Origin of the sequence: Halorientalis sp. IM1011 (genome assembly GCF_001989615.1) — an archaeon.
Lineage (GTDB): Archaea > Halobacteriota > Halobacteria > Halobacteriales > Haloarculaceae > Halorientalis.
This window is the reverse complement of record NZ_CP019067.1, coordinates 1050406-1062796: the sequence shown is the minus strand read 5'-3', so window position 1 is coordinate 1062796 and position 12391 is coordinate 1050406. Positions and strand designations below refer to the sequence as shown.

Genomic DNA, 12391 nt, shown 5'->3' with positions numbered 1-12391 from the left:
GAAAAATCGCCGCGTAGTGCCCGCTGTGACGCTTGCGGTCCTGGAGTGGTTCCTCCAGTTCGAGGTCGTCGAGGGAGCGGTCCGGACAGCCACCGGTCCCGCGGGACTGGGAATCATCGCCACCTACTCGTTTCTGATCGCGTTCGTCCTCCCGCTCCCCAGCGAGGTCGTCCTCGCGACGCCGCTCAACCTCGGACTTCCGTACTGGGCCGAACTGGGACTCATCGTCCTCGTCAGCGGCCTCGGGAAAGCGGCCGGGAGCGTCTTCGCCTTCCACATCGGCCAGGAGGCCAAGGAGTCCGGTCCGGTGATCCGGTTCCTGCGCCGGTCGCGGTTCGACGTGGTGGAGTGGTCCGAGAGCAAGACCGTCCAGATCGCCCAGAAGTGGGGGTACGTCGGACTGGGTCTCGCGCTCTGTGTCCCCGGCTTCCCCGATACCATCTCGATCTACGCCTTTACCGTTCTCGAAGAGGATTACGGCAAGTTCGCGCTGGCGACGTTCGCCGGGAGCGTGGGCCGACTGCTCGTGACCATCTCCTTTGGCGTGGCCGCGTTCGCGATCATCTAACATTTGGTTCGCGCTGAAACGACCGAAAGCTATTCGACGGACTGGCGAACATTTGTTAGCAGAACGGGGAATGGAACCGGAGCTCACAGCCCAGTCGGTCCAGAATCATCCGCGAGCGCTCGTACTGGCGTCGACGACCGACGTGGCGGCCGACGACCTCTGTGTGGATCTGCTATCGAGCGACAGCCCCGACGACCAGCACGTGCTGTCGCTGTCGTACACGCGCCGACCGACGCAGATCGTCGACCACTGGCAGGTGGCCCACGATTCGTTGCCGGCGTCGATGGCCATCGTCTGTCCGGAGGCACGCACCGACGGGGAGCCGCCAGACGGCGTCCACACGACCCACGTGCCGACCAGCGACCTCACGGGGGCGAGCATCGCCGTCTCGCGGTATCTGGACCGCTGGGACGGCGACGGCGAGCCGATCACGGTCTGTCTGAACTCGCTGACCGAACTCCTCCGGGACGCCGATCGCGACCGCGTGTTCCGCTTTCTGCACACGATCACCAGCCGGTGTCTGGCGGTCGACGCCACCGTCCACGCCCACCTCGACCCCGCGACACAGGACGAGCAAACCGTGGCGACCGTCGCGACGCTATTCGACGCCGTTCTCCGCCGAGAGGACGATACGGGGTGGACGGTCCGAACCTGAGTCGGCGAGGTCCCGAACGTCGCCATACCGAGTCCTCGGCCGGCGGAAGCAGTCATCGACCGGGAGGCGTATCGCTGCGGACCCGTTCTCGGACTCCGTCGCCATCGGCGGATAGGGCTGGATTACGTGCTATCGAGCGACAGGTTCCCGTCTGCGAAGCGACCGTACGTATTCACGATCGGCCGGCGACCGTACGTATCATCGACAACCGGAGAACCAACGGGCAACAACCGCTCCCCGTCGGAGCGACGGGGTCCGGACACTCGTCCGGCGACTCCCGCTGACCGAGTGGGGTTCCGGAATCGTCGTTGCGTCCGGTCACAAGCGTGCTTCCGGCGGTATCGGTGAACACGGAAAAACTCGAAAGCCGGCGTTACCGAGCGGTGGGACATCGCTCCGTGCAGGCGGACCCGATAAGTACGGAATTACTTTTCGCGAATCTCGGATGGCTATATAGCCATGGGGAGAGCACTGGTGTTGAGCGGCGAAACGCGTCACGGGCTGGTCGCGATCCGCGAACTCGCACGGGCGGACGTCTCCGTGACCGCGGGGAGTTCGTCGTCCATCTCACCGGCACGAGTCTCCTGCTACACCGACCGGTTCGTGCGGTATCCCGATCCACGCGAGGACGCCGCGAGGTTCGTCACGACGCTCACGACCGAACTCGCGGATCGGGACTACGAGCTGTTGTTGCCGATCAGCGGCGAGACCGTCGCCCCGGTCGTCGAACACCGCGAGGTCTTCGAGGAGTACGCGACCGTCCCGTTCCCCCGGTCGGATCGGTTTCGCGTCTGCAACGACAAGTTCCGGACGATGCAGGCCGCGTCCGAAGCGGGCATCACCTGTCCGCGAACGGTCCGCCCGGACGAGGTCGGTATCGACGGTGCGGTAGAGGCGCTCGAATTTCCGGTGATCGTCAAGCCCCAGACGGGGCGGAGCCGCAACGGTGTCAGTCTCTGTGAGTCCCGCGAGGAACTCGAAACGGCCGTCGAGCGGACGCGTGCCGCACACGGACCGGTCGTCGTTCAGTCGTTCGTCCCGAACGGGGGCGAGCGGGGCGTCTACACGATCTACGACACGGACGGCGAACTTCAGGGGGTGACGGTCCAGCAGCGGCTCCGGTCGAACCACCCCGACGGCGGCCCGAGCACGCTCCGGGAGACGGTGGACGACCCCGCCCTCGTCGCGCAGACGGATCGACTGCTGTCCGCGCTGGACTGGGAAGGGGTCGCCATGGCCGAGTATCGGATCGACGCCGAGACGGGCGAGCCCCACCTCATCGAGATCAACCCGCGACTGTGGGGCAGTCTCCGGCTGACCATCGCCGCAGGTGTGAACGTGCCCGTGATGTTGTATCGGATGGCCAGCGGGGAGTCCCCGGAGCCGGCGCTGGACTACGAACGCGGCGTCAGGGCCCACTGGGTGTTCGGCGACGCCTATCAGGTGCTGGCGCGCGAGAATCGGCTGGCCGCCGCGGCGACGTTCTGCCGGACGCTTGCGCGTAGGTACAGGCGGGACATCCTCTCGGTCGACGACCCGTTGCCGGCGGTGGCTTACGGGTTCGGCGGGCTCTGGCGACAGCTTCGAACCTGACCATGCGCGTGTTGAACATCGTCACGAACCACGACTCGCAGTTCTTCCGGACCCAGGTCGATCGGTTGCGGGACCGCGGCGTCGAGGCCGACGTGCTCGCCGTTCCGGGGCACAACGAGGCCAACTCCGTCCACGGGGACGGCGACCGAACCCGGTCGGTGACGGACTACCTCCGTTTTCTCCCCGGCGTTCTCCAGCGCTCGTTCGGGCAGTACGACCTCCTCCACGCGAACTACGGGCTGACGGCCCCGGCGGCGGTCGCCCAGCCGAACCTGCCGACCGTGCTCTCGCTGTGGGGGTCGGATCTCATGGGATCGGCCGGCTGGTTCGTCCGCCCCTTCGCCGCCCGCGTCGACGAGGTCGTCGTCATGTCCGACCGGATGGCGGCCGAACTGGACCGGGACTGCCACGTCGTGCCCCACGGCGTGGATCTGTCACTCTTCCAGCCCGAACCGCAGCAACGCGCCCGCGATCGACTGGGCTGGGCACACGACCCGACGATCGTCCTCTTCCCGTACCCGCCCTCGCGTGACGTGAAGAACTACCCCCGCGCCGAACGGATCGTGGCGGCCACCCGCGACCGGGTCGACGGCGAGGTCGACCTGCGAATCCCGTCGGGCGTTCCCCACAGCGAGATGCCGACCTACATGAACGCCGCCGACGCCCTCCTCGTGACCTCGAAGCGGGAGGGGTCGCCCAACACCGTCAAGGAGGCGCTGGCCTGTAACTGCCCCGTGGTCTCGACCCCGGTGGGGGACGTCCCGGAACGCCTCGACGGCGTCCGCCTCTCGGCGGTGGGCGGGACCGACGAGGAACTGGTCGAGGGCCTCGTCGCCGCACTGGAAGCCGGGGCAAACTCGAACGGGCGCGAGGCCGTTCGCGACCTCGGCCTCGACGCGACGGCCGAACGACTCCACGGCGTGTACGAACGCGTCCTCGACGGACAGTCCTGAACGGGATGGGCCAGCGACGGGCGCCCGCGAACCGGCGGGTTTTAGGCCGTTTGTCGGGACCGTAGACACATGAGTCACGAGGAGTTTCCCACCGACAATCCCGCGGTGGTGACGGTCGGGTTGCCCTACGCCAACGGCGACCTGCACGTCGGCCACCTCCGGGGCTACGTCACCGGCGACACGGTCGCCCGCGCGCTCCGACGCACCGGCCAGCAGACCGCCTTCGTCTGCGGTTCGGACATGCACGGGACGCCCATCGCCGTCAACGCCGCCGAGGAAGGCGTCTCCCCCGAGGAGTTCGCGATGGAGTACCACGAGGAGTACGCCGAGACCTTCCCGCAGTTCAACGTCGAGTTCGACAACTACGGCCACACCCACGACGAGACGAACGTCGAGACGACCCGGGAGTTCGTCCGCTCGTGGATCGACGGCGATCACGTCGTCGAGAAGGAGATCCAGGTCGCCTACGACCCCGACGCCGACCAGTGGCTTCCCGACCGCCTCGTCGAGGGGACCTGTCCCTACTGCGGCGAGCACGCCCGCGGCGACGAGTGCGACGAAGGCTGTCAGCGCCACCTCGAACCCGGCGAGGTCGAGGACCCCGTCTCCACGCTCACCGGCAACCCCGCCGAGTACCGCGAGCGCGAGCACAAGTTCCTGCGCCTCTCGGACTTCCAGGACTACCTGCAGGACTTCATCGACCGCGTCGAGGGCACCGACAACGCGAAGAATCAGCCCCGCGAGTGGATCGAGGGCGAGTTGCAGGACCTCTGTATCACCCGCGATATGGACTGGGGGATCGATTATCCGGGCGAAGATGGGGAAGCCGAAGATCTGGTCCTCTACGTCTGGGTCGACGCACCCATCGAGTACGTCTCCTCGACCAAGCAGTACACCGAACGCGTGGGGAAAGACGAATACGACTGGGAAGACGTCTGGACAGTCGAGGACGAGTCCGAGTTGACCGGCGCGGACAACGGTGAGATCGTCCACGTGATCGGCCGGGACATCATCCAGCACCACGCCGTCTTCTGGCCGGCCATGCTGCGCGGGGCGGGCTACAACGAACCCCGCGCGATCCTGGCGACCGGCTTCGTCGGCATCGACGGGAAGGCCCTCTCGACCTCACGGAATCGCGCCGTCTGGGCCGACGAGTATCTGGAGGAAGGGTTCCACCCCGACCTGTTCCGCTACTACATGATCGACGGGAGCGGGATGGAGACCGACGTGGACTTCTCCTGGGACCGCTTCGCCGAGCGGGTCAACGGCGAGCTCGTGGGGAACCTCGGCAACTTCGCGTACCGATCTCTCCTCTTCGCCCACCGCAACTTCGACGGCACGCCCGAGACCGATGTCAGCGACGACGTGCGCGAGCGGATCGAGACCGCCATCGACGAGTTCGAGGCCGCGCTCAACGACTACCGGATCCGGGACGTGGGCGCGGCCGCCGTCCAGTTGGCCGACTTCGGCAACGAGTACATCCAGCGCAACGAGCCCTGGAAGCTCACCGACGAGGACCCCGAGGAAGCCGCCCAGGTCATCCGGGACTGCGTCCAGCTGGCGAAGGCCTGTGCCGTGCTGATGCAGCCGGTCATGCCCGGCAAGGCCGCCGACCTCTGGGACCAGCTCGGCGAGGACGGGTCGGTCCACGAGACGAGTCTGGACGCGGCTCTCGACGACCCGCCCGCCGAGTTCGGCGAACCCGACGAACTGTTCGTTAAGATCGAAGACGAGCGCATCGAGGAACTGAACGAGAAACTGCAGGAACGCGTCGAGGAAGCCACCGAGGACGGCGACGATGACGACGAAGCCGCCGACGCCGACCTCGAACCGCTGGCCGACGAGCGGATCGGCTTCGAGGACTTCGGCGATCTCGACATGCGCGTCGGGCGGATCGAGGTGGCCGAGCCCATCGAGGGCGCGGACGACCTCGCGCGCCTGGAGGTCGACATCGGGTTCGAGACCAGACAGGTGGTCGCCGGCATCAAGCAACTCCACGACCTCGACGAACTCCCCGGCGAGCGGTGTGTCCTGCTGGCGAACATGGAGAAAGCGGAACTGTTCGGCGTCGAGTCCAACGGAATGATCCTCGCGGCCGGCGACGAGGCGGACCTGCTGACGACCCACGGCGACGCGCCGCTGGGGTCGAAGGTCCAGTAGGGCAGTCGCCTTTTTCGACCGGTACGCGGACCGTGTCCTTTTGGTCGTGAGGCCAGTAGTGACGAGCATGTCCGAGGCGGACGACGAGGACGGTGGCTGGAAGTTCGAACTCGAGGACCTCCCCGGCGAGGACGACCCCGAGGGTGACGCCGACGATGGCGAGGGCGAGGAGGGGAACGTCGCCGGGTCGATGGTGCTGGAGGAGCCGCTGGAACCGGGGTCGCCGTCGCTGGAGAACACGGCGTTCGTCCTGCTCGGAGCACTGTGTACCGTCCTGCTCTTTCTGGTCGTGCTGGGCGTGATCTGACCCCGCCGACCCCCGAAGCTTAACCCCGGGGCGGCCCTACTCGCGGGTATGGTATCCTGGTTGTTCGCACAGGCCTCGGTGCTGGGGTCGGACCTCGCACTGCTCCTCGTGGTCGCGGGGGCGGGGCTGGTCATCGCCGAGGCGCTGGCCCCCGGAGCCCACTTCATCGTCCTCGGCGTCGCCCTCCTGGTCGCCGGCATCGCCGGCCTCCTCTTGCCCACGAGTATCGGCATCTTCGCGCCGCTGGTACTCGCGGCGCTGGTGCTGGTCGTCGGCGGAATCACCCTCTACGGCTACCGCCAGTTCGACTTCTACGGCGGGAAGGGATCGGGCCAGACCAGTTCCTCCGACGACCTGCGGGGCAAGACCGGCCGCGTCACCGAGCGCGTCACCGAGACCGGTGGCGAAGTGAAACTCGACGAGGGCGGCTTCAATCCCCACTACCGGGCCCGCTGTGTCGACGGCGTGATCGCAGAGGGCACCGAAGTGATCGTCATCGACCCCGGCGGGGGCAACGTCGTCACCGTCGAGGCCATCGATGACATCTCCGACGACATCGACCGGGAACTCGCCGAGGAAGCCCGCAAACACGACACCGAGACGGCCGAACCCGACGCGGACCCGGACACGGCCTGACCGCGGACGGACGCCCAGTTTCTCCCCCGCACCGTCTCACCGTTCCGTCGATACCCGAGCGAATCGAGCAGATAATTTTACGATTGTCCTATCCTCGTCGGAATCCTGCACACGACCAAACACTAATATCCGATATTACCTTCCTTATACCCAATCTTTATTAGCCACCCCGGACATACGTGTAGATGTAATGTCCAACCGAAAACGGGCGTACAGGAAACGGAGGCACGCCGCACGTTCGGTCAGTTCCCGTGCGGCGAGAGTGCTCGCCGGCACCGCCGGCGTCGGGAGGTGGTCGCCAGGGTAGATCACGGCACGTGCGCTGTCAGCGACTGCGTGGCTGGTCACCACTGGTGTCAGTGGTTCCGTGTCCACGGAACGGACGGGCCCCCACGTCGGCCCGCCGATGTCCGGTTTCGCTCCCCCAACCCAACCATCACGGAACCACTCTTCGACCGTACCGAACCCTTTTGGCCCCGTCCGGAGACGCCCCGTCCCGCGTAGTTGCCGGACGGGACCGCCGAATCCGGCCCGACCGAACCCTTTTCTGTTGTTCGTCCGAAGGTCGAAGTAATGCTCCCCGCGACAGTACTGCAACTCGGCAGTGGCACCGTCAGCATCGTCCTGATCCTGGTGCTGGTGCTCGCCGTGGTCACGGTCTACCAGATGGTCGAGATCGTCGACGCGACGGAAAAGCGCGCGCTGACGGTCTTCGGCGAGTACCGCAAACTGCTCGAACCCGGGATCAGCTTCGTCCCGCCGTTCGTCTCGCGCACCCACACGTTCGACATGCGGACCCAGACGCTGGACGTGCCCCGGCAGGAAGCGATCACCCGCGACAACTCGCCGGTGACCGCCGACGCCGTCGTCTACATCAAGGTGATGGACGCGAAGAAGGCCTACCTCGAAGTCGACGACTACAAACGCGCCGTCTCCAACCTCGCCCAGACCACCCTCCGCGCCGTGCTGGGCGACATGGAACTCGACGACACGCTGAACAAGCGCCAGGAGATCAACGCCAAGATCCGCAAGGAACTCGACGAACCCACCGACGAGTGGGGGATCCGCGTCGAGTCCGTCGAGGTCCGCGAGGTCAACCCCTCCCAGGACGTCCAGCAGGCCATGGAACAGCAGACCTCCGCCGAGCGTCGCCGCCGTGCGATGATCCTCGAAGCGCAGGGTGAACGCCGCTCCGCCGTCGAGAAGGCCGAAGGTGACAAGCAGTCCAACATCATCCGCGCACAGGGTGAAAAGCAGAGCCAGATCCTCGAAGCCCAGGGTGACGCGATTTCGACCGTGCTGCGCGCGAAATCCGCCGAGTCGATGGGCGAACGCGCCGTCATCGAGAAAGGCATGGAGACGCTGGAGAACATCGGTCAGGGCGAGTCGACGACCTTCGTCCTGCCCCAGGAACTGACGTCGATGGTCGGCCGCTACGGCAAGCACCTCTCCGGCAGCGACGTCCAGACCAACGGCGAGGGCACCCTCGACAGCCTTGAGTTCGACAGCGAGACTCGCGAGATGCTCGGTCTCGACAACATCGAGGAGATACTCGGCCAGATCGACCAGGAGGCCGAGGTCGACGTCGAAGCGATGGAGGAACAGGCCAAGGCCGTCAAACAGGGCGACAACCCCGCCGACATCAAGGACCCCGACGAGGTCATCGACGAGATGGACGACGACTTCGAGACCGGCGGTGGCGGCGGAACGAGCATGGACGACAGCGACACCGACGGCGAGTCCGACAGCAAGTAACCGGACCATCGCCGCAATCGAGGCGCACGGACGGCGCAGCCGTCCGTGAGCGAATCGGCCAAGATGGCTAGTCGAAGCCGTTTTATCTTCGTCTTACCAACGATCAGCTATGCCTGAGGAGGGGGTGGACGAGTCCAAGCGGTCGACGCTACGCCGGTTCGCGGCTATCGGCGCGGCCAGCCCCCTGGCTCGATTTCAGTCCGAGGAGACAAGCGATAGCGACGCACCCGACGCCATCGCAGGCTACGTCGCTGCGACGCCCGGTGCACACTTCTCGAAACTTCGCGACGACCTGCAACTGGGGACCGGCGAGACCCAGCACCACCTCCGTCGACTCGTCCGGGAGGGCGCCATCGAGAGCCGCAAGGACGGCGACTATCGCCGGTACTTCCCGGCCGATCGCTTCTCGGAATTCGAGCAGGTAGCCCTGGGTTACCTGCGCCGGGAGACGCCGCGTGGGATGCTCGTCGCCCTGTTGCGCGACCCGGAGCTGACCGCCGGCGACCTGGCCGATGAGCTTGACGTGTCGACGCCGACGGTCAGCAAATACGCGAGCGAACTCGACGCAGCGGGCCTGCTCTCTCGCACCGAGGGGTACGCCGTCGAGCGTCCGGAGACGATCGCGCTCTTGCTCGTGCGGTACGCCGACTCGTTCGGCCCCGAGGCCGCGGCGCTCGCGGCCGAGGCCGACACGCTACTCACCTACGACGCGTAAAAAGCGGAGATTCGGACGAACGCGGGCGTCTTCTAGGCCGTGACTTTCCAGGTCGTCGAGGAGGAGTACCCCCACTTCTCGACCTCGATGTCGAAATCGCCCTTCTCGATGGCGGGCATGTTGGTGCCGACCTCCTTGGCCGAGAGGTCCAGTGCGTCGCCGATGAGCCGTGATTTGAAGTAGGTCTGGGTGTCCGCGTTCTCTCGGAGGTACTCGAGGATGCGGGACTGTTTCTCGGAGAGACTGGTTCCGGCCTGGGCGGTCGCAGTCGCGGTCGCGCTCATACCAACGTCTACGGTAAGGTCCCCTTTAGCGGGTTTGGTACGGACGGTTAACCGGCTGCCGTCGTGCGATTTCGATCACTCGTTGAAGCGAGAACGGCCGGGGAGGGACGGCGAGGCGAGGGTGTTGGTACAGCCGGGTAACTCAGATATCTTCGTCGATGATCTCGCCGACTGCGAAGTTGGACTTGACCTCGGTAATCTCGACTTTCACGCGCTCCCCGATCTCGGCACCGGGGACGATGATGACGTAGCCGCGTTCGACGCGGGCGATGCCGTCGCCCTGTTTGCCGATGTCCTCGATCTCGACGTAGCGGATCTCGCCGGCCTCGACCGGCGGCTGGGGCTCCGAAGACGGTGTTTCGGGTTCGTCACTCTCGACTGTCTCTTCGCGGTCGCTCTCGATGAGCGCCACCCGGTAGGTGTCGCCGGCCTCGACCGATCCGGTGTCGAGTTCACGCTGTGGTACCTCGATCACGTACCCGTCCTCGCTGGGCTCGACTTCGGCGCTGAACAAACACAGGAGTTTATCAGATATCTCCAAGGTTAGACCTCCACCGGTACGTGTAGGGCCTATAGTAAAGAACTTGCCCGTGACTCGCCCGTGAGGGGCCGCTCTCGGCCCCCTCACTCCAGCCGCGTCCCGTCCGGCCGCTTCTGGCCCTCCGAGTCGTGGACGACGACCTCGCCCGGCCCCGTCTCGACCGGTTCGTACTCGTCTCTGACCCCGATGGCCTCCTCGATCTCCCGGATCGCCCGCTCTTTCAGCGCCGCGGCCAGGTCCTCGGCCTCGGCCCGGGAGATGTCCCGGCCCAGGCCCTCACACTCGTGGGCCCGGACCATGCCCTGCTCGTCGACAGCTTCACCCATCGGCTGACTCGTACCGCCCAGTGCCACGGAGAACGGGTAGGTCCGACAGATCAGCGGTCGGTCCTCGTGGACCGTGCAGGCTCCGGTGCCGTCGTCTCCGTGAGGCGTCTCCGACGCCTCTCGCTCCTCGTAGAAGGTGCAGTCACCACACGCGTCGGTCTGAAGCGCCCACTCGAAGGTCTCGCCCTCCGGGCCCTCGGGTCCGTCTTCGAGGCCGTAGGGCATCGGGCGGGCCACGTCCCTGAAATCGTAATCCCCGGCGTCCTGCAACCGCCGGATCTCGTCGGGGAAGACGGTCGCCGTGTGGGGGTCGGCGTCCGCGGACGTGTCGGCTCCGTCTTCGCTCCCGCCGTGCTCGCGGTTCGCGTCGCTCTCCGCTCGCGTTTTCGAGGACTCACTTCGTTCGTCCTCGCAATTCTCGGCTTTACAGCAGGCCCCACAGCGTGTACACTCGAACCCGATCTCGACGATGGCGTCGGCGAGGTCGGCCACGTCGAGGTCCCGCGCCCGGTCGAGTTCGGCTTCGAGGCTCTCCATACCCCCGATACCCCGTCGGGAGAGAAAAGATGCGTGACTCCGGGTGCGTCGGTGTCGGTCACGACGATTCCCACAGACGTTCAACTTTTATTATCTGTCTATCTGATGGTATGCGTATGAGTTCCGACGATCCATCAGGGACGGACGAGAACGGACGGACAGGGCAGACGGGCGGTCAGACCAGTGGTCAGACTGGCGGACAACCCGGACAGGCACAGGCCGGACAGGTACAGCCCGGTCAGGGCGGTCAGGGCCAGCCGGGTCAGGGACGTGCCCAGCAGGTCCAGACCGGGCCGAGCGCCACCGACGTGTTGAGCCGACCGGCCGGCCAGTCGGTCGTCAAGTACGTCGTCGGAATCTTCGCGGTCGTCGGCGTCGGTATCGGCCTCACGGCCGTGCTCGCGAACTCCCTGCTCGGCGACGCCAGTTCGGGGTTCCTCGGTGGCATCATCGTGCTGATGGCGTTCGGCGTCGCGGTGTTCGGTGGGAGCATCCTGGCGGCAGTGATCGGACTCCAGGACTTCCTCCAGATCGGCGAGGTCGACTCCCAGACGTACGTTCTCGCGTTCGCCAGTAACGCCGCAGGCTTCGTCGTGATGGGTATCATCGTGGCCATCTTCGTCTCCATCGCCATGGGTAGCGGCGGTGGCGCAGGCGGGACGGGCGGTGGCGACCTCGGCAACTACATCGTCAGTGCGATCGTCATGGCGATCCCCGCGGGACTGGTCGGGGCCGGCGTCACCTGGCTGCGCGACTGGCGACGCGGCCTCGCCGGGATCTGAACGGTTTCTATCCCGTGGAGACGGTCCGCTCACCTACCCCTTCGGGGTGTCGTCGTCGAACGGACTGCCGGCGTGTTCCGGTTCGTCGCCGGGTCGGGTGACGAGGTTCTCCCGCCCGATCCGAATCTTCTGGACCTGTTCGTCCTCGGCCATCGCCGAGAGGACGCGGCTCACCTTCGATTTCGACCAGCCGGTCCGCTCGACGATCTCGGACTGGGGAAGTCGCCCACCGTGTTCGTCCAGCAGGCGGCGGACCCGCCAGGCGTCGGGGTGTGCCGGCGCCTCCTCGTCGTCGGTCTCGGTCGGGTCCGTAGCCGACCGCGTCCGGATCGTGGCGAGCGCCAGCGCGCCGGCCAACAGGCCGACCACGAGCAGGCCACCGACGAGCAGTGCCGGACGAGCGGACGCGACCGTGGCCACCGGGACCAGGCCGCCGACGGCGAACGGCCGCCGAACGCGACCCGGGACTGTGCCTGTACCGAGACTCGCGTCTGTGTCCGTTCGAGGGGGAAACCGGAACATCGGGGCCGACTGGTATCACACCGGCCGCGAACATAGGCGTCCTTGCGGGAAGCGCGC

At 66.4% G+C, this 12391-nt stretch carries 14 protein-coding genes; 10 read left to right on the top strand and 4 right to left on the bottom strand.

The features are described from left to right. Positions 1 to 25: 25 nt before the first annotated feature. From BV210_RS05420 to BV210_RS05380, 9 genes are all read left to right on the top strand, one after another. Positions 26 to 568 (top strand): YqaA family protein, encoded by a 543-nt coding sequence (locus BV210_RS05420; RefSeq protein WP_253741651.1) that lies wholly within the window; start codon positions 26 to 28, stop codon positions 566 to 568. Between the two features lie 70 nt (positions 569 to 638). Then, positions 639 to 1223 (top strand): hypothetical protein, encoded by a 585-nt coding sequence (locus tag BV210_RS05415; protein WP_077205649.1) that lies wholly within the window; start codon positions 639 to 641, stop codon positions 1221 to 1223. A 459-nt stretch (positions 1224 to 1682) separates the two neighbouring features. Beyond that, positions 1683 to 2816, top strand: coding sequence for an ATP-grasp domain-containing protein (locus BV210_RS05410; protein ID WP_077205648.1), 1134 nt, complete (start codon positions 1683 to 1685; stop codon positions 2814 to 2816). Between the two features lie 2 nt (positions 2817 to 2818). After that, the gene (locus BV210_RS05405; RefSeq protein ID WP_172824878.1) at positions 2819 to 3769 is read left to right on the top strand and encodes a glycosyltransferase family 4 protein; all 951 of its coding nucleotides are present in this window, start codon (positions 2819 to 2821) and stop codon (positions 3767 to 3769) included. Positions 3770 to 3838: 69 nt separating this feature from the next. Next, entirely contained in the window at positions 3839 to 5929 is a 2091-nt protein-coding gene (gene metG / locus BV210_RS05400) for a methionine--tRNA ligase (protein WP_077205647.1), read from the top strand. 67 nt (positions 5930 to 5996) lie between these two features. Continuing rightward, complete coding sequence (locus tag BV210_RS05395) at positions 5997 to 6236, top strand: hypothetical protein (RefSeq protein WP_077205646.1); 240 nt, start codon at positions 5997 to 5999, stop codon at positions 6234 to 6236. Between the two features lie 48 nt (positions 6237 to 6284). Then, complete coding sequence (locus BV210_RS05390; RefSeq protein ID WP_077205645.1) at positions 6285 to 6872, top strand: NfeD family protein; 588 nt, start codon at positions 6285 to 6287, stop codon at positions 6870 to 6872. A 573-nt stretch (positions 6873 to 7445) separates the two neighbouring features. Further along, a complete protein-coding gene (locus BV210_RS05385) occupies positions 7446 to 8627 on the top strand; it encodes an SPFH domain-containing protein (RefSeq protein ID WP_077205644.1) in 1182 nt (393 codons plus the stop codon). A 109-nt stretch (positions 8628 to 8736) separates the two neighbouring features. After that, the gene (locus BV210_RS05380) at positions 8737 to 9342 is read left to right on the top strand and encodes a MarR family transcriptional regulator (protein WP_077205643.1); all 606 of its coding nucleotides are present in this window, start codon (positions 8737 to 8739) and stop codon (positions 9340 to 9342) included. A gap of 32 nt (positions 9343 to 9374) precedes the next feature. On the opposite strand, the gene BV210_RS05375 is transcribed toward BV210_RS05380, so the two are convergent. The 3 genes from BV210_RS05375 to BV210_RS05365 form a co-directional block, all read right to left on the bottom strand. Further along, positions 9375 to 9626 carry a hypothetical protein gene (locus tag BV210_RS05375; protein WP_077205642.1) on the bottom strand — a complete coding sequence of 84 codons (252 nt, stop codon included), beginning with the start codon at positions 9624 to 9626 and terminating at the stop codon, positions 9375 to 9377. A 142-nt stretch (positions 9627 to 9768) separates the two neighbouring features. Beyond that, positions 9769 to 10167: a TRAM domain-containing protein gene (locus tag BV210_RS05370; RefSeq protein WP_077205641.1), complete on the bottom strand. Its 399-nt coding sequence runs from the start codon at positions 10165 to 10167 to the stop codon at positions 9769 to 9771. Positions 10168 to 10250: 83 nt separating this feature from the next. Continuing rightward, positions 10251 to 11030, bottom strand: coding sequence for a YkgJ family cysteine cluster protein (locus BV210_RS05365; protein ID WP_077205640.1), 780 nt, complete (start codon positions 11028 to 11030; stop codon positions 10251 to 10253). 116 nt (positions 11031 to 11146) lie between these two features. Here BV210_RS05365 and BV210_RS05360 point away from each other — a divergent pair, with 116 nt between their 5' ends. After that, positions 11147 to 11812, top strand: a complete 666-nt coding sequence (locus tag BV210_RS05360; protein WP_077205639.1) for a hypothetical protein — start codon at positions 11147 to 11149, stop codon at positions 11810 to 11812. Between the two features lie 33 nt (positions 11813 to 11845). Here BV210_RS05360 and BV210_RS05355 read toward each other — a convergent pair whose 3' ends face one another. Beyond that, positions 11846 to 12334 (bottom strand): helix-turn-helix domain-containing protein, encoded by a 489-nt coding sequence (locus BV210_RS05355; protein WP_077205638.1) that lies wholly within the window; start codon positions 12332 to 12334, stop codon positions 11846 to 11848. Between the last annotated feature and the right edge of the window lie 57 nt (positions 12335 to 12391).